Consider the following 23,128-nt stretch of genomic DNA (forward strand, 5'->3'; position numbering starts at 1 on the left):
GCCGTGCTTTTCCGGGAATTTTCCCGGAGTTTTTCACCGAGCCTTCTCGGTGTTTTCCGTGCTTTCCCCGATCAGCCCACGGCCTGCCGCCCTGGGGCGAGGGGATGAGCAAGGGGACTTTGCTGCCCAAGAAAGGTAGTAAAGGTCCCTTGCTCCCGCCCCGGAGCGAGAAGTCCGCAAGTATCGTCGAAATGGCGGCAAAGGCGACGATCAATGGCCGGTCAGCAAACTTTTCCAAGGATCTCTCATTCGGCTCAATTCGGTGGGACATTGGCATTATCGCGAGCACGCGCGCTCGATCCGAAAACACGGTGGGTGGCGCGGGCGTGGGTTTCGCCCTGGGGCATCGGTGGGGTTACCGCTGACGCTGCGCAGTCGCCGCGGTGGCCGACAGTGGCTAACAAGTCATAACAAAGTTGGATCACGGAATAGCTAGATCATCTCGTGTGTTGATCACGGCGTGAGGAAGGGCGAGCAGCCACCATGGCTCGTCTCCGACGAGCCGCGGACACGTGTCCCACCGCTGCTGCCGGTCGCCGTGCCACGCCGAGTCGATCGTCCCGGCCGCCCGCGACTGCACGACCGCAAGGTGCTCTGTGGGATCTTGTTCGTTCTATACACCGGGATTTCATGGGAGTTCCTTCCACAGAGTTGGGGTTCGGATCGGGCATGACCTGTTGGCGATGCCTGCGGGATTGGAACGATGCCGGGGTCTGGCAGTGCCTGCACGAGTCCCTGTTGGCCGAACTGCACGCCGCGGGCGCGCTGGATTGGTCGAGGGTGGTGGTGGACGGTTCGCGCGTGCGGGCCTTGAAGGGCGGCCCGAAACCGGGCCGAGCCCGGTCGACCGTGCCCGAACCGGCTCGAAACACCACCTGATCACCTAAGCGCACGGCATCCCGTTGCCGGTGTCGCTGACCGGCGGCAACCGCAACGACATCACCCAGTTGATGCCGCTGGTTGAGTCGATCCCGCCGGTGCGAGTTCGACGCGGCCGTCCCCGTCGTCGCCCCGACGCCGTCTACGCCGACCGTGCGGGACTGTTCCAAGTTCGGTGTTTCTGGCCCGACACGCCGGCACCTGATCGTGCCCGAACGCACTGCCAGGTTGCCTGGGATTCCTGCGTCGGGGGCCGTGGTGTTTGCCCAGTGCGCGCCGACCTGCATCGATCGGCAGCTTTTCACACAGAGTGAGTAACGGCCGGTTCCGCGCAGGCAGCAGAACCGGCCGTTTCTCCGCTTTGACGGCCTGTAGACGGCCTGAGGTGGCCGACAACAGGCGCTTTACCAGGTCAGACCCGGTTTCGCATCACACGTCGTAGTACAGCGCGAACTCGTACGGGTGCGGACGCAGCCGCAGCGGGTCGATCTCGGTCTCGCGCTTGAGCGAGATCCACGTCTCGATGACGTCCGGGGTGAACACGCCGCCCTCGGTGAGGAAGTCGTGGTCGGCCTCGAGGTTGTTCAGCACCTCGTCGAGCGTCGCCGGGACCTGCTTGACGTCCTTGGCCTCCTCCGGCGGAAGCTCGTAGAGGTCCTTGTCGATCGGCTCCGGCGGCTCGATCTTGTTCTTGATGCCGTCCAGGCCGGCCATCATCATCGCGGCGAACGCGAGGTACGGGTTGCCGGACGAGTCCGGGCACCGGAACTCGATGCGCTTGGCCTTGGCGTTGGACCCGGTGATCGGGATCCGGACGCAGGCCGAGCGGTTGCGCTGCGAGTACACCAGGCTGACCGGCGCCTCGAAGCCCGGCACCAGGCGGTGGTAGGAGTTCACCGTCGGGTTGGTGAAGGCCAGCAGCGACGGGGCGTGGGCCAGGATGCCGCCGATGTAGTGGCGCGCCATGTCCGACAGGCCGGCGTAACCGGACTCGTCGTAGAACAGCGGCTGGCCGTCCTTCCACAGCGACTGGTGGCAGTGCATGCCCGAACCGTTGTCACCGAACAGCGGCTTCGGCATGAAGGTCGCGGTCTTGCCGGCGTTCCACGCGGTGTTCTTCACGATGTACTTGAACAGCTGCAGGTCGTCCGCAGCGTGCAGCAGCGTGTTGAACTTGTAGTTGATCTCGGCCTGGCCCGCGGTGCCCACCTCGTGGTGCGCGCGCTCGAGCGTGAAGCCGGAGTTGATCAGCTTCTGGCTGATCTCGTCACGCAGGTCGGCGAAGTGGTCCACCGGCGGGACGGGGAAGTAGCCGCCCTTGAAACGGGTCTTGTAACCGCGGTTGCCGCCCTCTTCGTGGCGGCCGGTGTTCCACCAGCCCTCGACCGAGTCGATCTCGTGGAAGGAGCCGTTCTCACGCGAGTCGAAGCGCACCGAGTCGAACACGTAGAACTCGGCCTCGGGGCCGAAGAACACGGTGTCGGCGACGCCGGACTCGGCGATGTACTGCTCGGCCTTGCGCGCGATGTTGCGCGGGTCGCGGCTGTAGGCCTCGCGGGTGAAGGGGTCGTGCACGAAGAAGTTGATGGAGAGGGTCTTCTCCTTGCGGAACGGGTCGATCCGCGCGGTCTCCGGGTCGGGCAGCAGCAGCATGTCGGACTCGTGGATCGACTGGAAGCCGCGCACCGAGGAGCCGTCGAAGGCCAGGCCCTCTTCGAACGCGTCCGCGTCGAACGCCTTCGCAGGGACGGTGAAGTGCTGCATCACACCCGGCAGATCACAGAACCTGACGTCAACGAACTGCACGTCCTCATCTGCGATGAGACGCTGGATATCGTCTGGAGTAGTGGACACCCTCTGTAACTCCTTCATACGCATTGCCGGGGGCAGTACTCTCTTCGGCTCACGCTAAGAGCGCGGTGTTGCCCGACCGTCACCCGTATGTTTCGCGGAGGTTAACGGGTTGGGCGATATCCCCCAGCAGACCAGGGCGGACGTGGCGCACGCCACCGGCATACCCTGGTCGGGTGGCGAGATGGACCGGTGAGTGGTTGTCCGCACCTCGGCTCGGCGCCGAGGAACCCCCGCGCTGGCGAGGGGAACGCCTCGGCCTTCCCGAGCAGGGGGTCGGCGCCGTCGCCGGTGGCGGCGCGCGCCTGCTCGGCCTGGTCGTCGACCTGGTCGCCGCGTCCCTGCTGACCTCCCTCTTCGTGCACCCCGACCTGCAGGACACCGCCGCGATGCAGTCCTACAACCTGTGGGCGGTCGCCGTGTGGGCGATCATCACGGTCGTCCCGGTCTCGTTCTTCGGGTTCACCCCGGGCATGTTCGTGACCGGCATCCGCGTCGCCCGCCTGGACGGCGCGGGGATGGTCGGGGTGCCCAGGGCGATCGTCCGCGCCGCGCTCACGTTCCTGATCATCCCGGCCGCGATCCGCAACGCCGACGGCCGCAGCTGGCTCGACCGCCTCACCGGAACCGTCGTCATCCGGATGCGCTGAGCCCGAAAAAGGCCCCGACCTGCCTGGTCGGGGCCTTCTCTTTGGGTACGGGGTCAGCGGCGCTTGATGACGCGCTGCACGCTGCGCATCTTCGCGCCCTGCGGCATCGGGCCCTTCGGCATGGCCGCGCCACCACGGTTGCCGAGCGCGGCGAGCTTCGCCTCCAGCGCGTCGACCTGCGCCGGGCGGAGGTTGCGCGGCAGCTTCATCATGTGGCTCGACAGGCGGCGCAGCGGGACCTGGCCCTCCTCATTGCCGACCACGACCTCGTAGATCGGGGTGTCGCCGACCAGGCGGGCCACGCGCTTCTTCTCCTGCGACAGCAGGTTCCGCACGCGGTGCGGGGCGCCCTCACCGACCAGCACGACACCCGGGCCACCCAGCACGCGGTGGACGGCGTCGAGCTGCGTGGTCGCGGCCACCGTCTGGGTGACCTTCCAGCGGCCGCGCAGGTTGTCCAGCGCCCAGCCCGCGGCTCCGGGCTGGCCGTCCGCCTTCGCGAACACCGTGCGCTGCACCCGGCGGCCGAAGATGATCACCGCGGCGAGCACGCCGAGGACGATGCCCAGCGGCAACAGGACCCACAGCATCCCGAGCAGCAGCCCGATCACGACGAAGACACCGGCCACGACCAGGAACGCGCCGAGCATCCAGGGGAGGAGCGCCTTGTCCTCCCGGCGCTGCATCTTGAACGCTTCCCAGATCTGACCGCGCCGGGCTTTGCTCGCGGCGCGTCGTTCCCGCTTGGCCTGCTTGGCAGCCTCTTTGTCCTGCTTTCCCGCCATATGAACCAGGATACGGCCGGGCAGGGCGACGCGATCCTGTCGGTCCCCTCTGCGAGGATGCCGGGGTGGCTAGCGCACCTGTGACCAAGTCCCCGACAGGCCTGTTGGACGGGCTGGACCCCGAGCAGCGTGCCGCCGCGGCAGCCCCGCGCGGGCCGGTCTGCGTCCTGGCCGGCGCGGGCACCGGCAAGACGCGCACCATCACCCACCGCATCGCGCACCTGATCGCGTCCGGGCACGTTTCCGCAGGTCAGGTGCTCGCGGTCACGTTCACCGCGCGCGCGGCGGGGGAGATGCGGACGCGGCTGCGCGCGTTGGGCGTCGACGGCGCCCAGGCGCTGACGTTCCACGCGGCCGCGCGGCGGCAGCTGCGGTACTTCTGGCCGCGCGTGGTGGGCGACCGGATGTGGGACCTGCTCGACGGCAAGCTGCGGCTGGTCGCCCAGGCGGCGCAGCGCACGCGGGTCAGCACCGACACGGAGATCCTGCGGGACATCGCGAGCGAGATCGAGTGGGCGAAGGCGTCGCTGATCAGCCCGGAGGACTACCCGGCGCAGGCCGCGCGGCTGCAGCGGGACACGCCGATGCAGGCCGCGCAGGTCGCCGAGGTGTACCGCAAGTACGAAGAGGTCAAGAACGCGGCGCGGATGCTCGACTTCGACGACCTCCTGCTGCACACGACGGCCGCGCTGGAGGACAACGCGGACGTCGCCCGCGAGTTCCGCGACCGGTACCGGTGCTTCGTCGTCGACGAGTACCAGGACGTCACCCCGCTGCAGCAGCGGTTGCTCGACGCGTGGCTCGGCGGGCGCGACGACATCACGGTGGTCGGCGACGCGAACCAGACCATCTATTCGTTCGGCGGGGCGTCGCCGCGGCCGCTGCTGGACTTCACGCGGCGGTTCCCGGAGGCGACGGTGGTGCGGCTGGAGCGGGACTACCGCTCCACGCCGCAGGTGGTCGAGCTGGCGAACAAGGTGATCGGCGCCGCGCGGGGGCGGCCGGCGGGGTCGCGGCTCAAGTTGATCGGGCAGCGCCCGGACGGCCCGGAGCCGCGGTTCGCGGAGTTCGACGACGAGCCGACGGAGGCGGGCGCGGTCGCCGGGCGGGTGCGGCAGCTGCTGGACGCGGGTGTGCCGGCCAGCGAGATCGCGATCCTGTACCGGGTCAACGCGCAGTCGGAGGTGTACGAGCAGGCGCTGACGGACCTGGAGATCCCGTACCTGGTGCGCGGCGGCGAGCGGTTCTTCGAACGGCGGGAGATCCGGCAGGCGATGGTCTCGCTGCGCACGGCCGCGGCGGATCCGCCTGCGGGTGACCTGGTGACGGCGGTCCGTGCGGTGCTGGCCCGGGTCGGTTTGACGGAGCAGCCGCCGTCGGGCGGGGCGGCGAAGGAGCGGTGGGACGCGCTGCTGGCGCTGGTGGAGCTGGCCGAGGAGCTGGCGGCGTCGGTGGAGGGCGCGTCGATGGGCCGGTACGTCGCGGAGCTGGAGCAGCGCGCGGCGGCGCAGCACCCGCCGACGGTCGAGGGGGTGACGCTGGCGTCGTTGCACGCGGCGAAGGGCCTGGAGTGGGACGCGGTGTTCCTGGTGGGACTCGCCGAGGGCACGATGCCGATCCAGCGCGCCGACGGCGACGAGGCGGCGATCGAGGAGGAGCGCAGGCTCTTTTACGTGGGGGTCACCCGGGCGCGGGAGCAGCTGTGGTTGTCGTGGTCGCTGTCGCGCCACCCCGGCGGGCGACGGCACCGCCGCCGCAGCCGGTTCCTGTACGGCCTGATCCCGGAGGAACACCCGACGGCGCGGGTGCCCCGCCGCGCGGCGACCACGAGGACGAAGCCGAGCTGCCGCATGTGCGGCGAACAGCTGGCGAACACGCTCGAGGTGAAGCTGGGACGCTGCGCCCGCTGCCCGAGCGACCTCGACGAGGCCTTGCTGACGCGGCTGAAGGAGTGGCGAGCCGAGCGAGCGCGCGAACTGAAGGTGCCGCCGTTCGTCGTCTTCACGGACGCCACGCTGGTCGCAATAGCCGAACAACGCCCCGACGACCAGCGCGGACTGGTCGCGATCTCCGGCATAGGCCCGACAAAGGTGCAACGCTTCGGCGACGAGGTCCTGTCCCTCCTCCGAGACCACGCCTGAGCGGTCGTTCCGGTGGGCGGCCGTTTTTTCGCTGTTGCCCGGTGAGCGCGCCTTTCTCGGTCGTCGGGTGAGTGGCTGTTCCTCCGTTGTCCGGTGAGCCGCTGTTTCTCGGCGTCTGGTGAGCCGCTGTTTCTCGGTTGCCCGGTGGGGCGCTGTTTCTCGGTCGTTTGGTGGGTGGTCGTTTCTCGGTTGTCCGGTGAGCGGCTGTTTCTCGGTTGTCTGGCGGGGTGGCCGTCCTTGACCGGTTGTCCCGTGGGCGGCTGTTCTTGTCGGTCGTGAGGTGGGCGGCCGTTCCTGCCCGGCCCTCTGACTACCCGGCGGCCGGAACTCGCTATGTGCTTACCGAGGCGGCCGCTCCTGGCCCTGTGCTTCCCCAGGCGGTCGCTCCTGGCTGGCTGCCTGCCCGGTGGTACGGCCGGTTCTGCCTGGCCGCTTGCCGAGCGACATTGCCGGACTCGCTGGATGCGCAGCAGCCGTGGGGCGCACCGACCCCTGTGGTCGTGCCCTCCGCAATCGTCCGGGCAGAAGCGGCAGTACCACCGGGCAGGCAGAAGTGTTGACTCGCCCGGCAATCTGGCCCGCCCAGCCGTGACCTCGCTCAGCAGCCTGTGGCGCGCAAAGACCTCGCGCGCTCACCCGGAACTGGCTAACCTAGCTCGCCGGAACGATCGCGCTGCGTGCTGCACTCGTCACCGTGATCATCAGCGCGGGTGTGAGCTCGCGGGGGCACGCACGCTTGACCGCGTAGAAGGGCCGCTTCGCGCGGCGGAACCGCTGCTCAGGGACGATCTTCGTCGTCCGGGAAAGTTCTGCGAAAAATGAGTTGCCCCGCCTCGGGCAGGGGCAATAGCCTGCATGAGCGGGTGAAGAGCGCCCGCGAAGCGAACGCCCGTCGCCCGCCGGCGATGAGCGAAGGACGAGAGGAGGTGCTGGGACGTGAACATTTCGACCACGGTCACGCAGCCTGGCATCGCCCTGCCCTTCGCCCGTTCGGCGATGGCTTGCGCGAATGGCTCGGGCGTCGGCACTGCCGGCGTCGCTCTGCCGATCCTCGCCCGGCTGCGTGACCGCTTCGACGGGACGGGTGTGTCCGCCGTCAAGCCGGCGTACGTCCCGACCGACAAGCAGACCCGACTCCACGTTCCGCTGGCTCCACCGGAGCTCAGACTCTGACCCCCCGTCAGGGAGACAGGCTCACGAGGGCCGCGGAACCGAGTTTCGGATCCGCGGCCCTCGTGTTTTTGTGCCACCTCACAACCGAAAAACCGTTACTACACAAAGGAGAACGGGAATGTCATCGGCAATCGCCTTCGCGTCAGAGAAGGCGTTACCCGACGAACTCGCCCTTCCGGGATCCGGAATCGGTGAGCTTTTCGATGCCGTGGCCTCGCCGGACGCCGACCTGCCCTGCAGGTCCGGCGACGCCGACCTGTGGTTCGCGGAGTCACCGGCGGATCTGGAGCTGGCCAAGAGCCGGTGCGCCGACTGCCCGATCCGGAGTGCGTGCCTGTCCGGTGCGCTCGCCCGGCGGGAGCCCTGGGGGGTCTGGGGAGGCGAGATCTTCGAGCGCGGTGCCGTGGTCGCGCGCAAGCGGCCGCGGGGACGTCCTCGCAAGAACCCGGTGGAAACGCCCGTAGCGGAGAAGCGCATCGAGCGCCGCAACCGCACTGACCAGCAGAGTGCAGCCGCATGAGTACTGAAGCCCCCTTAGTTCCCGTGTCGTGGACGAAGCATCCGAGCACGCCGCGTCCCCGCGCCGGGGTCGCGCCCATGACCAAGGAGACCATCCGAATGTTGCTCAACGAAGAACTGGCCAGAGCACGAATACAGGACCTGCACGACGACGTCCGGCCGCGAACGGTGCGCACCAATGCACGCGCCGCCCGCCGGTGGGACCGGGTGGCCCGCTGGGCTTCGCGCCGCGCAGGTCGCTACCGCGCCTAGTCGATCGCTGAAACCGCTCGTAGCGGTTCGTCACGACCGTCGGCTCCTAGGCCCGGTGGTGTTTCGAGGAAGGCTCTCGAACACCACCGGGCCTGACGCCGTTGGGCATCCATTTCAGTGGCCGCCCAGTGGCGGCTGGAGGTTCGCCGCATCCAATCGCCACTGCGGGCGCTCCATACCGCGTCGGTTACCTCGAAGCGCACTGACCACATGTCACCGATCCGAAACGGCGGCGAGCGACCGGACGCCGGTGTTGAATGACCGCTATGGCCGCACACACGCACGATCACATCGACTGGGCCGAGCGGATACCGGCGTTGCGCCGCGCCGACGAGCTTCAAGCAACCACCCACGCGGGAATCGCCGCCCACCTGGTCGGTCGCCTCGGCGCGCAGCCGGTGATCGTCGACGTAGGTAGTGGAGCCGGCGGGATGAGCGCGGCCTTCGCGGCCGAGTTGGCCAGCCGCGGCGGCGGCACGCTCGTTCTCGTCGACGCCGTTCCGGAGCTGCTCGAGGTGGCCGAGGCCGCAGCCAGGGCGGCCGTCGGGCGGGTGAACGCGGAACGCATCGCCCGGGCGGACCTGGAGAGTCCTGAGGCTGGGACCCGAGGCGAGCCCTCAGCTGCACCGCAACAGGTCGAACTCGAGCAGGCGCAAGCGGAGTTGGCGGGGAGCGCTGTGGCTGCGACGGTAGGCCGCGCCCACCCCGGACCTGAGGCTGTTTCCAAGGCTGCATTCGCCGGGCATGTCTCGATCGAGAGCATCCGAGCCGACGTCGCGTCGGTGGACCTTGCTCAGCTCGTCCAGCCCGCGGACCTGGTCTGGGCCGCTTCGATGGCGCATCACCTCCCTGATCAGCAAGCCGGAGTCGACGGCTTGGTCACGGCTCTCAAGTCGGGCGGAACGCTCGCTCTGGCTGAGGGGAGCCCACCCACGTACTGCCTCCCCTGGGATCTGGGCATCGGCGAACCCGGGTTGGAGCGTCGTCTACTGGCAGCCCGCGACCACTCGTTCGGAGAAATGCGTGCCGGCATGCCGGGCTCGGTCCGGATGCCCTATGGCTGGTACACAGCCCTCGTCAAAGCAGGTCTGGGGCAAGTCGGCTCTTTCAGTTGTCTTGTCGACTTGCCTGCGCCACCCAGCCAAGTCGTTCGCAACTACGTGATCGAGCGCATAGCCTGGCTCGCGTCGGACGGCGACGAGCTGGTGACGCAGGAAGATCGGGACGTCCTGCACCGCCTCCTCGATCCAGCGGATCCCGAGTACCTGGGCAACCGCGAGGACATCTACGTGCTCGGAACGCAGACAGTCCACTTCGGATCGCGCCGATGACCGAGGCGGTTGCCTGTTCTCGCTGCGGCACTGAACGGAAGCTAGACGAGGACCCGCTGGAAACGTTGGCGTGGGTCAGCGAACGCGAGGGCGGTGCTCTGCACTGGCTGTGTCCCCGATGCGCTCGTGAGCACGTCCGTGACATCGAGGGGAAGCTCCCACCCGAATACTGGTGACTGCTCGTCATGCTGCTACCTCCTTCAGCGCCTGAACCCTCGGCCGCCTGCGGCGAGCTGCCGCGGCGAACGCGCTCGTGAGTTCCCGCGCCACCGCCATCGCGTCACCGCGAAGCCGGCTCGGGGTGGTGTGGACCAACACCACTCCGGCGCCGGTGAGCGGAAGGTGGCTCGCCGCCGGACGGTCAGAGCAGGTGGGGGCGGGATCGAGGATCCAGCCCAGGGCGACTTCGTCCCACCAGGCGTCGACCACGCCGAGCCGACGTCCGGCCGAGTCGCAGATGGTCACGTTCCAGACCGGCGGCGGCACCGGGACGCCGCCAAGCAGTTCCCGCGCCACACCCTGCTGGTAGGTGTCGCGGAGCGAACCCAGACTGCGCAGGGTCTGGCGGACTGCCGCTGTTCCGCGTTGATTACCGGCGTCGACCTCGTCACGCAACTGTTCGGCGCTGCACAGGCCGTAGTAGACCGGCAGCGTGAGCAGGCGCCGGAGCCTGTCCGGATCGGTCTCGTGCCTGGCGAGATCGACTGTGGCGCGGGCGGGCGGAGCGAACGGTAGCCCGTCCACGACGACCGGCTCGGGCACGCGGGACGTGCGATCGAGCCAGGTGAACTCCTGCGACGCGATCCGACGTCCGATCGGGATCAGGACGTGGACGCGCCGGGACGGAGACAGCGGAATGCCTTGAGCCTGCAACGCATCCGTGCCGCTGATCACCGCATCCGGGCCGGCGTGGTACATCGCTGCGCGCAGCTGTTGGCCCCGGCTGGGTTCTCGGTTGCTCAACAGGATCACGCCTGGCAGGAGCCTTCGCCACGGCCCGCCCGGACGGCACCGGGACGAGATGACGTGCTGGCTCAGGCCCGCTCGGCGCAAGCGCATGCTGGTGGTGACGTCCTCGCCCGGAGTCGAATCACACGCTGGTGTTGCGCTGATGGTTTCGGTCATGGAACCAGCGTTGCGCTGGAAATGAGGCAGGGGAAGAGGTGACGGGGAACTGTGGACAACTCGATGGTGCGACTGGTCATCTCGTGCGGTTCTCGTCGAAATTGTGGATAACTGGGGGTCCTGAGCGGCCCACGGAATCCGCGGCGGCCGAAGTTGCGGCATGGTGGATGTTGCGTCGGGACAGGCAGGACGAAGACCAGCGCGGAAGCTCGGTCCGCGTGGCGATGGAAGGTTCGCTCGTCGTGCACCCACTGCGCTGGCGGGGTATATGACGACGAGGAGGTGGTGGCATGCAATGCGATGTGTTGCGAGGAAGGCGCAGGGATGCAGCGGGTGGGATTGCACATGCTGATGCGGACTGAAGGAATTGGCGGGGCATACGTTGCGCGAGACAAGAAACCGGCCGGGAAAGGGCGCGTGTTTGCGAGTAGGGCCGAGACGCCGGGCTCAGCGCCGTGAACAGGGCACCGGACTCCGCGACGTCCCGGGGCTTGCGCGAAGAGCGTCGCCCCTGACGTCCGGACGAGAATGAACCGAAAGGCAGGTGTTGCTCAGTCGGCGAAGCCGGGCTGCCAGCGCTCCACGATCGCTCGTGCTGGAATCTCCGCGTCGAGCTGGCACAGGATTCCCGTCGAACCTGCCGTCACGCGGTGGATCAGCAGGTATTCCGGCGGGAGGTTCAGTGACCGGCCGGTGCGGAAGTCGCGGCCACGGGTGTCGCTGACCCGCATCGCTTGGCGTTGCATCCAGCGGCGCGTGAAATGGAAGCGCTCGTTGGCGAGGGGCTCGGTGAACGGGGCCAGGTAAGCAAGCACGTCGTCAGCGCTGAGTTCCGTGCCAGGCCGGATGAAGCCGGAGGAGCGCAGCAACTCCATGAGTTCGGTGGAGCGGTGATCGAGGGCCAGACGTGTCATCTCGCCCAGCTGGCGGGGAATGCCGTGCGGTAGGCGGGCAACGGCGCCGAAGTCGATCACGGCGAGGCGGCCGTCGTCCAGCAACATGAAGTTGCCGGGATGCGGGTCGGAATGCAACAGCTTCGCCCGGGCCGGTGACGAGAAGTGGAACTCGGCCAGGAGCGCGCCGACGTGGTTGCGAGTCTCGGCGTCCGCGCCGGCGATGATCTTGGCGAGGGGGGTGCCGGTGACCCATTCGGTCACGAGCACCTTGGGCGCGCTCGCGACCACCTTCGGCACCAGGACCTTGTCGTCACCGTCGAAGGCCTTCGCGAACTCGCGCTGGCTGTCGGCCTCGCCGCGGTAGTCCAGCTCCTCGTCCATCCGCGCGGACAGTTCGGCAAGCAGTGGCTTGACCTCGGTGCCCGGCAGGAGCGCCTGGAAGAGCCTGCTGAACCGCTGCAGCTGCCGCAGGTCGCTGCGCAGTGCCTCGTCGGCGCCGGGGTACTGGACCTTGACCGCCACCTCGCGACCGTCGTGCCACACCCCGCGGTGCACCTGACCGATGCTCGCCGACGCGGTGGGGGCGTCGTCGAACTCACGGAACCGCGTCTCCCACGACCGGCCCAGCTGTTCGGCCAGGACGCGCCGGGTTTGGCGGACCGGCATCGGCGGCGCAGCGGCCTGCAGGCGGGTCAGTGCGTCCCGGTACGGGGCGGCCAGCTCGTCGGGCACGGCCGCCTCGAAGACGCTCAAGGTCTGCCCGAACTTCATCGCGCCGCCCTTGAGCGTGCCGAGCACCTCGAACAGCTGCTCGGCAGCCTTCGCCGACAGGTTCGCGTTGACTTCTTCCGCGCTCTGACCGGTCAGGCGCCGCCCCCAGCCGCCGACCGCCCGCCCCGCGATTCCGAGCGGCAGGCTCGCGAGCTTCGCGGCGCGGGCGGCGGTGCGGCGGGGAATCCCGGGATCGGCACGGTCGTCGGTCTCTTCGGGAAAGTCGGTCACTCCTGCGATTGTGCCTTGTCGACCATGTCCTCCGCAGCCATCGGCGCGAGCACGTTGCTGACCAGCGGTTCCGGGCGGGCCCCGCAGGTGCAGGCCGGGTTCGGCGGCCACGGGCGGTGGTAGACCGTGCAGTCGTACGGGTCGATCTCCATCGTCGTGTTCCAGCCGGGTGGCACGCCGTCGACCGGTCCGAGCGCCCGGAGCACCTGACCGGTCGCCATGGCGGCGGTCGCCTGGACCGTGGTCAGGTCGGCCTTCTGGGTGCGCCCGGCGAGCTGTCCCGCGACTGTGGGCCAGCGGTCGTCCATCGAGCGGCGGGTGAGGTCCGCGCACGCCAGGCAGCTGCTCCGCCCGGGTTCGACGAGCGGACCCACGATCCCGATGCCCTCCCGCACGCGCACCGCCAAGTGCGGCACCCGCTCGTGCATCAGCTGCCGGACCAGCTCGGGCGCCGGAACGATGGCGTCGGCGAGCACGACGAGCTCCGGAAGCCGTCCGTCGAGCAGGCGGCGCGTCACGGTCGCAGGGTTCGCCCGCCGGACGGCGTCAGCCGCCGCGGCCGACCGGGACCGGCCGATGTCGGCGTCGGTGTAGCCACTGCCGGTGTCGTGCTCGGTGACATTGCCGGCGGCCTCGACACGCACCTGTCCCACTCCCGCCGTGGCGAGCAGCACCGCGATGGCGACCGTCAGCCGCCCCGACCCGAACAGCACGACGGCGCTGTGGCGGCGCCGGGCGACGGTCTCGCCATGGCGGTGCCCGGTGGACAGGGACCACAGGCCGGCCTCGCTGGCGGCGCGGTTGTAGGCGGACGGCGGCCATGCCTCCTCGACCAGTCCGAGCCGGGTCAGGTTGGTGACGATGTCTCGGAGGATTTCGACGTGTTCGCTCTTGGCGAGCGCGAGCAGGCTCTCCAGGCGGAGACTGCCGTCGAGGCGGTGCAGAGCGTCCACCAGGTCGGGTGGCAGGTCCTTGGCCACCATCGCGTGCCTGGGGTCGAGACCGATCTGGACCTCGCCCGGACCGCGGTCGAAGACCTCCAGGCCCGGCCGCAGCCAGGGGCGTTCGGGCAGGAAGACCGTGTGCTGATTTGTGCTGCTGTCCGTCATGGAGCACAGAGTGACGGAAGGTGGCTAAGAATCCGCTAACCAAGATCGCGAGTTATCCACAGGTAGGCCATCATGTGGATAACTCGGGCCTTCTCGAAGTCGGCTCTCCCGACTTGTCGGCCCCTGGCTTTACCGTGGACGGGTGGCGAACGCACGGGTGCCCTCTTTGAGGAACCGGGACAACACCGGGCAGTCATCGAACCCGCAGCTCAAGGTCGAAGTACGGCGCAGTGCACGACGAAGGCGGACGGTCAGCGCGTACCGGGACGGCGACACCCTCGTGGTGCTCATCCCGGCGAGCATGAGCCGAGCCGAGGAACAACACTGGGTGGCCGAGATGGAGCGCAAGCTCCAGCGCACGGAGACCAAGCGGGCGTCTCCGGCACGCGAGTCGGATGCCGCGCTGCTCGCGCGGTGCGCGCAGCTGTCGGCGCGATATCTCGACCGGCAGGCGTTGCCGGCGAGCGTCCGCTGGGTCCCGCCGATGCGCACCAGGTGGGCTTCGTGCACACCGGCGGACCGGACGATCCGGGTGAGTGACAGGTTGCAGAACGTGCCCGCGTGGGTGCTGGACTACGTGCTGGTGCACGAGCTGGCGCACCTGCGGGTGGCGGCGCACAACGCCGAGTTCTGGGAGCTGGTCCGGCGCTACCCGAAGACGGAGCGGGCGATCGGCTACCTCGAGGGCCTGTCCGCGGCAGCCGGCTGGGGGATCAGCGAGCTGGACGACGACTGAGGAACGCAGCTCGGGGGCCTCGCTGCTTGGCGGGGCCCCCGACCTCGTGAGGGGGTGGGAAACAGCGGCCTGACCAGGCGGCCGTGGTGTCGGTGTGGCGCTGAGCTGGGTGCGCGGCTGGTATCGCCGCGGGCCGGAGTGCCCCGGAGTCCTCTGCCGAGGACGGCATCGCTGCTGTTGGCCGGGATTACCTGAAACAAGGACAGGGGCGGCGTGGCCGTTGGCCGGGCTTGCTGAGATCCAGGGCGGAGCGCGGCGTTGCCGTGGCCGGGGTGCCGGGATCCGGGGCTAAGGGGGCGGGCCGTTGGCCGGGGCTAACCGGGATGCACGGCCGAGGGGGGCGGGGCCGTTGGCCGGACTGCCGGGATGAGGGCGGCGGGCCGGTGGCCGGGCTTGCCGGGGCCCAGGGTTGAGGGCGGTGTTGGTGTTGGCCGGGCCGCCGGGATCTACGGCTGTGCGCGGCGGGGCCGTTGGCCGGGACTTACCGGGATGCACGGCTGAGGGCTGCGTGGCCGTTGGCCGTGCAGCCGCGATGCGGGCTGAGGGCTGCGTGGCCGTTGGCCGGGCTTACCGAGATGCGGGGCTGAGGGCTGCGTTGGTGTTGCCGGGCCGCCGGGATCTACGGCTGAGGGCTGCGTGGCCGGGGCCGGGGCCTCATACAGATGCAGGGCTGAGGGCCGTTCCTGGTGGCCGGGCCCGTCGGGCTGTCGGGCTGAGGGCAGCGGGGCCGCTGCCGGGACTATCGACAGCCAGGGCTTAGAGCAGCGCAGTTGGTCGCGGGCCTCTCGAAGCCCAGCGCTGAACGCGCCCCAAGAGGGGCGCGGCGGGTCGCGCTCGGCTGGGGCCGGGCTTGCCGCCCGCCCCAGCCGGCTTCGCTTGTGCGACCGTGGTCAGCTGCCGGGCTCGTCGTCCTTGCCGGGGTCTCGCTTGTCCTCCCGCTTGGTGCGCTCCAGCTCGGCCATCGGGTCGTCCAGCTCGCCCGGCTTGCCCAGCCGCTCGGCGAACTCCAGCGGGTCGTCCAGGTCCTCCGCCGACGGCATCAGGTCCGGGTGCGACCACAGGCCGTCCCGCTTCTCGGCGCCGTGCCGATCGCCCACGAGCTTCCACAGCGCGGACGCCGCACGCATCCGGCGGGGCCTGAGTTCGAGGCCGACCAGAGTCGCGAACGTCTGCTCGGCCGGGCCGCCAGTCGCGCGGCGGCGGCGCAGCGTCTCACGCAGGGCGTCGGCCCCGGGGAGCCGGTCGCCGACCGCGTCGGCGACCACCACGTCCACCCAGCCCTCCACCAGGGCGAGCAGCGTCTCCAACCGGTTCAGCGCCGCCTGCTGCTCGGGCGTCGTCTGGGGCTCCAGCAGCCCCGAGGACAACGCCTCCTCGATGCTCGCCGGGTTCGACGGGTCCACCTGGCCGGCCAGCTGCTCCAGCGCGGAGGTGTCGACCTTGATGCCGTGCGCGAACTCCTCGACCGTCGCCAGCAGCCGCTGCCGCAGCCACGGCACGTGCGAGAACAGGCGCTGGTGCGCCGCCTCCCGCGCGGCCAGGAACACCAGGACTTCGCTGCTCGGCAGCTCCAGCCCCTCGGTGAACTTCCCGATGTTCGCGGGCAGCAGGGCCGACGTCCCCTCTGGCCCCAGCGGCAGACCCACCTCGGTCGAGGTCAGGACCTCCGAGGCAAGCTGGGCGAGCGCGTTGCCCAGCTGCGAGCCGAACGCCATGCCGCCCATCTGGCCGACCATCGACAGCAGCGGCCCGGCGGCCTGCTTCGCCTCGGCGGGAAGCGCCTCCACCCACGCGCCCGACACCTGCTGGGCCACGGGATCGCACAGGCGCTGCCACGTCGGCAGCGTCTTCTGCACCCAGTCGCGCGGGGACCACGCCGCGGTCACCGACGCGCCCGCGGGCAGGATCGTCGCCGCGTCGAGCCACAGCTCCGCGAGGTGCCCGGCGTCCCGCACGGCGCTGTCGGCGTCGCCGCTCGAGGCGAAACCGATCGTGCCGCCTGCGCTTCCGCCGAGCTTCTGCAGTGCGATCTGTTTGGCGAGGTCGTAGTTCACCGGGCCCGACGAACTGCCGGCCTGGCTCAGCATCTGCCCGAGCTGGCTCAGCATCTGCCCGAGCTGGTTGAACGCGTCGGCGCCGGGCTGCTGGCCGCCCTCCGACGGCCCGTTGTCACCGGGCTTGTCGGGATCCGGGGGCCCGAAGCCGAACGGGAGATTGCTCATAGCTCCACCGTACGCGGCCGGAACAGCCGTGACCGCGCCAGAGGTGTCCGATTTCGCTCGGCGCGATCAAGGCCTGGTGATCGAGCATGCGGGCCGGTCACCGTACGCTGTGGGCCGTGAGCGAGTCCCGCGACGAAAGCACTGCTCCCGGCGCCGCGACCGGCACCAAGCCCGACGACGGCGACCAGGCCCGCGACGGGCACCGCGCGATGCGGCCCCGCGAGCGCGCCCGCATGACGAGGCGCGGCTGGACCGTCGTGACCAGCGGTGTCCTCATCGTGGCGTTCGGGCTCATCGGCGCGTTCGTCCAGGTGCCCTACGTGGCCATCGGCCCCGGCCCGACCTACGACACGCTCGGCCAGGTCAACGGCGTGCCGGTGGTCGAGATCGACGGGCAGCAGACCTACCCGACCGCGGGCGAGCTGCGGATGACCACCGTCTCGCTCAACGACGAGATCAGCCTGTTCGGCGCCCTCGGGCTGTGGGTCAGCGGCCGGTACGCGCTCGCTCCGCGCGAGGAGTACTTCCGCCCCGGCGAGAGCGACGAGCAGGTCCAGCAGGAGAACGTCCAGCAGTTCCAGGACTCGCAGAGCAACGCCGAGGTCGCCGCCCTGCGCCACCTCGGCTTCCCGGTCAAGGTGCTCGCCCAGTCGATCGTCGACAACACCCCGGCCAGCCGGGTACTCGCGGCGGGCGACCGGCTGCTGTCGGTCAACGGCCGCACCATCACCAACGAGGACGACGTGACCGCGGCGCTCGCCGACACCAGCCCGGGCCAGACCGTGCCGATCACATTCCAGCACGGCACCGAGCCGCCCCGCACCGAGCAGATCACGCTCGCCGCGAACCCGGACCCGTCCAAGAAGCAGGGGTTCATGGGCCTGCAGCCCATCGACCGGGCCGACGTGCCCTTCGACGTGAAGATCTCGCTGCAGGACGTCGGCGGCCCCTCGGCAGGCCTGATGTTCGCGCTGGCCATCGTCGACCGGCTCACCCCGGGCGAGATGGTGGCGGGTGAGCACGTCGCCGGCACGGGGGAGATCACCGAGAAGGGGCAGGTCGGCGCGATCGGCGGGATCTCGTTCAAGGTCGTCGCCGCGCGCGAGGCCGGCGCCACCGTGTTCCTCACGCCCGAGGCCAACTGCGCGGAGGCCTCCGCCGCGGCGCCGGACGGGCTGAAGCTGGTCAAGGTGTCCGACCTGGACAGTGCGCTCTCGGCGCTGGACGCGCTCAAGGCGGGGCAGCCCACGCCGTCCTGCTGACCCGGACCCGCGCCGGGGAGGGGAATCCGCGGTGCTCATAGGACCCGGGGGGGTGCCCGGACCGTGGGGCCTGGGCGCTGAGCAGGGGCTGCGGCGGTGCGGAATTCGCGGCGCTCAGCCGGGTGCCCCGCCTGGGGCACGCGGCCGAGCGGTGAAGTCAGGGGGTCAGCGTGGCGCGAAGTGCGTCCAGCAGGTTCGGCGCCAGGTCGGGGTGCTCGATGATCTCGTCGGTGGGCTCGGCGTCCTCCGCCTTGGTGTAGCCCCGCAGCCGCATGACGCAGGCTCCCGGGCCGTCCCGCAGCACGGCCGCCACCAGGCGCGCCTCGGTCCGGTCGGGGTGGTCCGCCGCGGCCTGCCGCAGCCGCTCCGCGTCGCCGGACTCGGACAGCTCCGACTCGGCGCTCGGCGGCAGCACGATGATCTCCTGGGCCAGCGCGCAGCCGAGCACGGCCTCCGGCCACGCGATCCGCCCCAGCGCCTCCGCCAGGTCACCCTCGGGCAGCGGCTCCTGCGCCACCGGGGTCAGCGCGCTCGACGGGTCGAGCTGCCCGGCCAGCTCCGGTTGCTCGCGCAGCAGCGACGCGGTCGGGACCAGCGCGAACAGCTGAGGAGCCTGGTCCCACCCGGCGGCGGCCACGAACTCCTCGACCTCACGGGCCAGCGCCGCGATGGCCGGACCGGTGGCGGGGTTGACTTCCGATGCCATCTCCTCATCGTGTCAGGTGCCTGCCGGACGTGTCCGATTCGGGCCGGTCGGGGAACCCGCGGCGGCCCTCCTAGAGTTAGGGGTTCAGGGGTGTCCCGCATTACGGGGCGCCCCGCCAGCGGACCAAGACATCAGGAGCGTGCGCAGTGGCCAGTCGGCCCCCAGTGAGCCTGCCGAAGCTGTCCCGTCGCAGCCGGGTACTGCTGATCATCGCCGCGGTGATCGTCCTGGCGCTGCTACTCGGCGCGCGCCTGTTGGACACCTATGTCGACTGGCTGTGGTTCGGCGAGGTGGACGCCCGCCAGGTCTTCAACACGATGGTCGTCACCCGCATCGTGTTGTTCTTCGCGATCGGGCTGCTGGTCGGCGGCTCGCTCGCGCTCAGCCTGTGGATCGCTTACCGCACGCGGCCAGTGTTCGTCCCGGTCTCCGGCGCCGACGACCCGCTGGCCCGCTACCGCTCGGCCGTGGTCGGCCGCATCCGGCTGTTCGGCATCGGCATCCCGCTGGTCACCGGCCTCATCGCGGGCGCGACCGGCGAGGGCGACTGGCAGCGCATCCAGCTGTTCCTGCACGGCACGAGCTTCGGCCAGACCGACCCCGAGTTCGGCAACGACATCGGCTTCTACGCCTTCACGCTGCCCTTCTACCAGTGGCTGCTCGGCTGGCTGTTCGTCGCGGTGACGATCTCGTTCATCGGCGCGCTCATCGCGCAGTACCTGTTCGGCGGCATCCGGCTCGCCGGCCGCGGCGGCCAGCTCGCCGGCTCGGCCCGCGTCCAGCTCGCCGTCACCGCAGGGCTGTTCGTGCTGCTGAAGGCCGTCGAGTACTACTTCGACCGCTACAACCTGCTGTTCTCCGACCGCAACGCCCCGCTGTTCTACGGCGCCACCTACACCGACCTGAACGCGGTGCTGCCCGCGAAGCTGATCCTGCTGTGCATCTCCGCGATCTGCGCCGTCGCATTCTTCGCGGGCGCCTTCCTGCGCAACATCCAGCTGCCCGCGATCGCGCTGGTGCTGCTGATCCTGTCCGGTGTGCTGGTCGGCGTCGCCTGGCCGGCGATCCTCGAGCAGTTCTCGGTCAAGCCGAACGCCAACCAGAAGGAAGCGCTTTCCATCAGTCGCAACATGGAAGCGACGAAGTCGGCGTTCGGGCTCAACAACGTCCAGTACGAGGACTACACCGGCACCGGGCAGGCCACCGCGTCGGAGATCAGCTCGGACACCACGACCGTGCCCAACATCCGCCTGCTCGACCCGAACGTGCTGGCGCCCACCTTCACCCAGCGGGTCGGCCGGGAGAACTTCTACGGCTTCCCGCAGAAGCTCGACATCGACCGCTACGAGATCGACGGCAGGCTGCAGGACTACGTGGTCGCCGCCCGTGAGATCAACACCGCGAACCTCACCGGCAACCAGACCAACTGGATCAACAAGCACATGGTCTACACGCACGGGAACGGGTTCGTGGCGGCGCCGGCCAACACGATCGACCGTGCGGTGAGCAGCGCCAACAGCGACGGCGGTTACCCGATCGCGGTCACCAGCGACACGCAGAACCCGACCGGCGCCGGCATCAACCCGGCCAACCCCACCGCGCCCGGCATCGCGGTCACCGAGCCGCGGATCTACTACGGCGAGCTCACCAACGACTACGCCATCGTCGGCGGCCAGGAAGGCCGCGCGCCCGGCGAGTACGACAGCGCCAGCAGCAGCAACTACCGCTACGACGGCAGCGGCGGCGTGAACCTCGGCAACTGGTTCAACCGCCTCGCCTTCGCGGCGAAGTACGGCGAGCGCAACATCCTCTTCTCCGACGCCATCAGCGACGGCTCGAAGATCATGTACAACCGCGACCCGCGCCAGCGCGTCAGCAAGGTCGCGCCGTGGCTCACCGTCGACGGCGACCCGTACCCGGCGGTGGTCGACGGCAAGATCGTCTGGATCGTCGACGGCTACACGACGCTGAACAACTACCCGTACTCCCAGCAGACGCCGCTCGGCGCCGCCACCGAGGACACCCTCGCCGGCGTCGCCCGCCAGGCCAACAACAACATCAACTACATCCGCAACTCGGTGAAGGCGACGGTCGACGCGTTCAACGGCACCGTCACCCTCTACTCGGTCGACGACAAGGACCCGGTCCTCAAGGCATGGGAGCAGGTCTTCCCGGGCCTGGTCAAGCCGGGCAGCGAGATCAGCCCCGAACTGCGGTCGCACTTCCGGTACCCGGAGGACCTGTTCAAGGTCCAGCGTGAACTCCTGACGAAGTACCACGTCACCGACCCGCAGGAGTTCTACACGACCAACACCTTCTGGAACGTGCCACAGGACCCGACCCAGGAGGGCGGCACCAACCTGGACGCCTCCGGCCTGGCCAACCAGCCCGGCTACTACGTGCTGGCGCAGGCGCCGGGGCAGAGCGGCACGACGTTCCAGCTGACCAGCCCGCTCACCGCGCTGCAACGGCAGTACCTCGCGGCGTGGATGACGGTGTCCTCCGACCCGAACGACTACGGCGCCATCAAGGTCCTGCGACTACCGACCACCGCGGCGGGCAACAGCCAGGTCGACGGCCCCGTCCAGGTCCAGAACAGGTTCCAGAGCGACTCCCGGTTCGCCCAGGAACGCACCCTGTTCAGCAACCAGAGCGTCACGGTGATCTTCGGCAACCTGATCACCCTGCCCGTCGGCGGCGGGTTCCTCTACGTCGAACCCGTCTACATCCAGCAACGCAACCAGAACAGCTACCCGCAGCTCGCCCGCGTGCTGGTGTCCTACGGGTCCAAGGTCGGGTTCGCCTCCACCCTCGCCGACGCGCTGAAACAGGTGTTCGGCGACCAGGCCGGCCAGGCGGCGACCTCGCCGACCCAGCAACAACCCACGACCACGCCGACACCGTCCACCACGCCGACGACGCCGCCTGCCACCGGCGGCACGGGCAGCAGCCCCGCCCTCGACCAGGCCGTCACCGACATCCAGTCGGCGCTCGAACGGCTCCGGCAGGCCCAGCAGAGCGGCAACTTCGCCGCACAGGGCGAGGCGCTCGCCGCCCTCGACGCCGCCGCCCGCGCCTACGAGAACGCCAAGGCCGCCCAGACGACCTCGGCGCCACCCCAGCCGGGCGGATGACGCACCCCACCGGGTGCCGGAGCCAGCTTCTGGCACCCGGTGTGCACACCCCCGCAACCAAGGCGTAAACTCATCCTCACAACGCGGGGTGGAGCAGCTCGGTAGCTCGCTGGGCTCATAACCCAGAGGTCGCAGGTTCAAATCCTGTCCCCGCTACGAGAGGCAGGGGCCCCTGTATCCGCGGAAAGCGCGGATACAGGGGCCTCTCTTCGTTGTCTCTGGGGGGCGACCCCCAGGCCCCGGGCAGGGGGCGAGCCCCCTGCACCCCCGTGCGGTGCCGGATCGGCGAGGATGTGCGGGTGAAGTGGGGCGCGCCTGGCGTTGCCCTTCGCGCCTGGCGGCGCTGGGGCATGGGTGGTGGGCCGCCGGTGTTGAGGGGCTCGGTTGGGGAATGTGGGGGGGCCACTCGGAGTTGCTGGGGGGGGGGCTGACTCCAGGCGTTGGGCAGGGGTGAGTGCCTGGCGTCGTGCGGTGTCGTATGCCCGGGGTGCGGGGTGGTGTCCACTCGGGAGCGTCTGGGGGGCCGGTTTGGGGGTCGGGGTGGGGTGTGTATAGTGGGTCTTACAGCGCGGGGTGGAGCAGCTCGGTAGCTCGCTGGGCTCATAACCCAGAGGTCGCAGGTTCAAATCCTGTCCCCGCTACCAGACGAAAAGGCCCGGTCTTCACGGACCGGGCCTTTTTCGTGCGCTTGGGTCACCCCCGATTGGGCCGGACGGGGGAAGGTAATTGACCTTTGTGGACATTGACCGTGACCACTGTGGACAGATCGGCGGAAAAGTGGCACCTTGTAGGTGTGTCTGAACTCAATGCAACAGCAGCGGCATTGCTCGGCCTGCTCCAGGACGGCCCGGCCACCGGGGGGCAGCTGGTTGCGGCGGCGGAGGAGCGGTTCGGGACGTTCTTCAGCGTCACCCGCAGCCAGGTCTACCGTGAGCTGCCCGCCCTCGCCAAGGAAGGGCTCGTCCGGCTCGGCAAGCAAGGCCCGCGCTCCAGCCAGCAGTACGTGATCACCGCCGCCGGGAAGAAGGCCTTCAAGGCCTGGCTGACCTCCGACGCCGGCCCCGACCACCTCCGCAGCCCCCTGATCCTGCGCCTCGTGCACGCCGCCTCGCTCACCGCGAAGCAGCGCGCCAGCCTCATCGAGACGGCCAGGGCCAGCTACCAGGAGGACCTGGACGAGGCGAGGGCGGCCGTCAAGGCAGCAGGCGACCCCTACAGCAAGGCCATCGCCGAGTTCGGCCAGGCGCACGCCCGCGCGGCGCTGAAGCTGATCGACGCGATCCCGGACGCCTGAGCGGCCACGGGGCCCCAAGCGGCCGGTTCCCGTAACCGGCCGCGCCCCGTGCCGTAACCTT

General features: G+C 69.6%; 17 protein-coding genes, 2 tRNA genes and 1 pseudogene. 13 read left to right on the forward strand and 7 right to left on the reverse strand.

Annotation, left to right across the window (positions count from 1 at the left end):
- Positions 1-460 precede the first annotated feature (460 nt).
- Positions 461-1,034 (forward strand): annotated as a pseudogene (locus tag AMETH_RS39675) (IS5 family transposase); the annotation flags it as partial.
- A 274-nt stretch (positions 1,035-1,308) separates the two neighbouring features.
- Here the strand turns inward: AMETH_RS39675 and glnA are convergent.
- Positions 1,309-2,733 (reverse strand): type I glutamate--ammonia ligase, encoded by a 1,425-nt coding sequence (gene glnA, locus AMETH_RS05620; protein ID WP_026153841.1) that lies wholly within the window; start codon positions 2,731-2,733, stop codon positions 1,309-1,311.
- A 173-nt stretch (positions 2,734-2,906) separates the two neighbouring features.
- On the opposite strand from glnA, the gene AMETH_RS05625 reads away from it, so the two are divergent.
- Entirely contained in the window at positions 2,907-3,380 is a 474-nt protein-coding gene (locus AMETH_RS05625) for an RDD family protein (RefSeq protein WP_017987082.1), read from the forward strand.
- Positions 3,381-3,433: 53 nt separating this feature from the next.
- Here the strand turns inward: AMETH_RS05625 and AMETH_RS05630 are convergent, their stop codons facing one another.
- Positions 3,434-4,165 carry a DUF4191 domain-containing protein gene (locus tag AMETH_RS05630; RefSeq protein ID WP_017987083.1) on the reverse strand — a complete coding sequence of 244 codons (732 nt, stop codon included), beginning with the start codon at positions 4,163-4,165 and terminating at the stop codon, positions 3,434-3,436.
- A 65-nt stretch (positions 4,166-4,230) separates the two neighbouring features.
- On the opposite strand from AMETH_RS05630, the gene AMETH_RS05635 reads away from it, so the two are divergent.
- From AMETH_RS05635 to AMETH_RS05650, 5 genes are all read left to right on the forward strand, one after another.
- Positions 4,231-6,306, forward strand: a complete 2,076-nt coding sequence (locus AMETH_RS05635; protein ID WP_038531896.1) for an ATP-dependent DNA helicase UvrD2 — start codon at positions 4,231-4,233, stop codon at positions 6,304-6,306.
- Positions 6,307-7,242: 936 nt separating this feature from the next.
- The gene (locus tag AMETH_RS05640) at positions 7,243-7,479 is read left to right on the forward strand and encodes a hypothetical protein (RefSeq protein ID WP_017987085.1); all 237 of its coding nucleotides are present in this window, start codon (positions 7,243-7,245) and stop codon (positions 7,477-7,479) included.
- A gap of 118 nt (positions 7,480-7,597) precedes the next feature.
- Positions 7,598-7,999, forward strand: coding sequence for a WhiB family transcriptional regulator (locus AMETH_RS05645; protein WP_026153842.1), 402 nt, complete (start codon positions 7,598-7,600; stop codon positions 7,997-7,999).
- 77 nt (positions 8,000-8,076) lie between these two features.
- Entirely contained in the window at positions 8,077-8,250 is a 174-nt protein-coding gene (locus AMETH_RS36415; protein WP_156131608.1) for a hypothetical protein, read from the forward strand.
- A 266-nt stretch (positions 8,251-8,516) separates the two neighbouring features.
- Positions 8,517-9,581, forward strand: a complete 1,065-nt coding sequence (locus AMETH_RS05650; protein ID WP_038532745.1) for a class I SAM-dependent methyltransferase — start codon at positions 8,517-8,519, stop codon at positions 9,579-9,581.
- Between the two features lie 183 nt (positions 9,582-9,764).
- Here the strand turns inward: AMETH_RS05650 and AMETH_RS05655 are convergent, their stop codons facing one another.
- The 3 genes from AMETH_RS05655 to AMETH_RS05665 form a co-directional block, all read right to left on the reverse strand.
- Complete coding sequence (locus tag AMETH_RS05655; RefSeq protein WP_038531899.1) at positions 9,765-10,706, reverse strand: hypothetical protein; 942 nt, start codon at positions 10,704-10,706, stop codon at positions 9,765-9,767.
- Between the two features lie 551 nt (positions 10,707-11,257).
- The gene (locus AMETH_RS05660) at positions 11,258-12,604 is read right to left on the reverse strand and encodes an ABC1 kinase family protein (RefSeq protein WP_017987089.1); all 1,347 of its coding nucleotides are present in this window, start codon (positions 12,602-12,604) and stop codon (positions 11,258-11,260) included.
- Complete coding sequence (locus AMETH_RS05665; protein ID WP_017987090.1) at positions 12,601-13,713, reverse strand: ThiF family adenylyltransferase; 1,113 nt, start codon at positions 13,711-13,713, stop codon at positions 12,601-12,603. Before AMETH_RS05665 ends, AMETH_RS05660 begins: the two co-directional genes overlap by 4 nt.
- Positions 13,714-13,879: 166 nt before the next feature.
- Between AMETH_RS05665 and AMETH_RS05670 the strand changes: the two genes are divergently transcribed.
- Positions 13,880-14,449 (forward strand): M48 metallopeptidase family protein, encoded by a 570-nt coding sequence (locus tag AMETH_RS05670; RefSeq protein WP_026153844.1) that lies wholly within the window; start codon positions 13,880-13,882, stop codon positions 14,447-14,449.
- An 890-nt stretch (positions 14,450-15,339) separates the two neighbouring features.
- Here AMETH_RS05670 and AMETH_RS05675 read toward each other — a convergent pair.
- Positions 15,340-16,671: a zinc-dependent metalloprotease gene (locus AMETH_RS05675; protein WP_017987092.1), complete on the reverse strand. Its 1,332-nt coding sequence runs from the start codon at positions 16,669-16,671 to the stop codon at positions 15,340-15,342.
- A gap of 116 nt (positions 16,672-16,787) precedes the next feature.
- Between AMETH_RS05675 and AMETH_RS05680 the strand changes: the two genes are divergently transcribed.
- Positions 16,788-17,933 carry a YlbL family protein gene (locus AMETH_RS05680; RefSeq protein WP_017987093.1) on the forward strand — a complete coding sequence of 382 codons (1,146 nt, stop codon included), beginning with the start codon at positions 16,788-16,790 and terminating at the stop codon, positions 17,931-17,933.
- A gap of 157 nt (positions 17,934-18,090) precedes the next feature.
- Here AMETH_RS05680 and AMETH_RS05685 read toward each other — a convergent pair whose 3' ends face one another.
- A complete protein-coding gene (locus tag AMETH_RS05685; RefSeq protein ID WP_017987094.1) occupies positions 18,091-18,639 on the reverse strand; it encodes a PPA1309 family protein in 549 nt (182 codons plus the stop codon).
- A 164-nt stretch (positions 18,640-18,803) separates the two neighbouring features.
- On the opposite strand from AMETH_RS05685, the gene AMETH_RS05690 reads away from it, so the two are divergent.
- The 4 genes from AMETH_RS05690 to AMETH_RS05705 all read left to right on the forward strand — a co-directional run bounded on the left by AMETH_RS05690 (position 18,804) and on the right by AMETH_RS05705 (position 23,067).
- Complete coding sequence (locus tag AMETH_RS05690; protein ID WP_017987095.1) at positions 18,804-21,773, forward strand: UPF0182 family protein; 2,970 nt, start codon at positions 18,804-18,806, stop codon at positions 21,771-21,773.
- A gap of 82 nt (positions 21,774-21,855) precedes the next feature.
- A tRNA-Met gene (locus tag AMETH_RS05695) sits at positions 21,856-21,929 on the forward strand.
- A 411-nt stretch (positions 21,930-22,340) separates the two neighbouring features.
- A tRNA-Met gene (locus tag AMETH_RS05700) sits at positions 22,341-22,417 on the forward strand.
- Between the two features lie 149 nt (positions 22,418-22,566).
- The gene (locus AMETH_RS05705; RefSeq protein WP_026153845.1) at positions 22,567-23,067 is read left to right on the forward strand and encodes a PadR family transcriptional regulator; all 501 of its coding nucleotides are present in this window, start codon (positions 22,567-22,569) and stop codon (positions 23,065-23,067) included.
- Positions 23,068-23,128 lie beyond the last annotated feature (61 nt).

This window comes from Amycolatopsis methanolica 239, assembly GCF_000739085.1.
GTDB classification, from domain to species: Bacteria; Actinomycetota; Actinomycetes; order Mycobacteriales; family Pseudonocardiaceae; genus Amycolatopsis_E; species Amycolatopsis_E methanolica.

Excerpts from the sequence above, each read along its gene's own strand:
- AMETH_RS05685 (WP_017987094.1), bottom strand. The coding sequence starts at position 18,639 with ATGGCATCGGAAGTCAACCCCGCCACCGGTCCGGCCATCGCGGCGCTG.
- AMETH_RS05645 (WP_026153842.1), top strand. The coding sequence starts at position 7,598 with ATGTCATCGGCAATCGCCTTCGCGTCAGAGAAGGCGTTACCCGACGAA.
- AMETH_RS05655 (WP_038531899.1), bottom strand. The coding sequence starts at position 10,706 with ATGACCGAAACCATCAGCGCAACACCAGCGTGTGATTCGACTCCGGGC.
- AMETH_RS05650 (WP_038532745.1), top strand. The coding sequence starts at position 8,517 with ATGGCCGCACACACGCACGATCACATCGACTGGGCCGAGCGGATACCG.
- AMETH_RS36415 (WP_156131608.1), top strand. The coding sequence starts at position 8,077 with ATGACCAAGGAGACCATCCGAATGTTGCTCAACGAAGAACTGGCCAGA.
- AMETH_RS05630 (WP_017987083.1), bottom strand. The coding sequence starts at position 4,165 with ATGGCGGGAAAGCAGGACAAAGAGGCTGCCAAGCAGGCCAAGCGGGAA.
- AMETH_RS05665 (WP_017987090.1), bottom strand. The coding sequence starts at position 13,713 with ATGACGGACAGCAGCACAAATCAGCACACGGTCTTCCTGCCCGAACGC.
- AMETH_RS05675 (WP_017987092.1), bottom strand. The coding sequence starts at position 16,671 with ATGAGCAATCTCCCGTTCGGCTTCGGGCCCCCGGATCCCGACAAGCCC.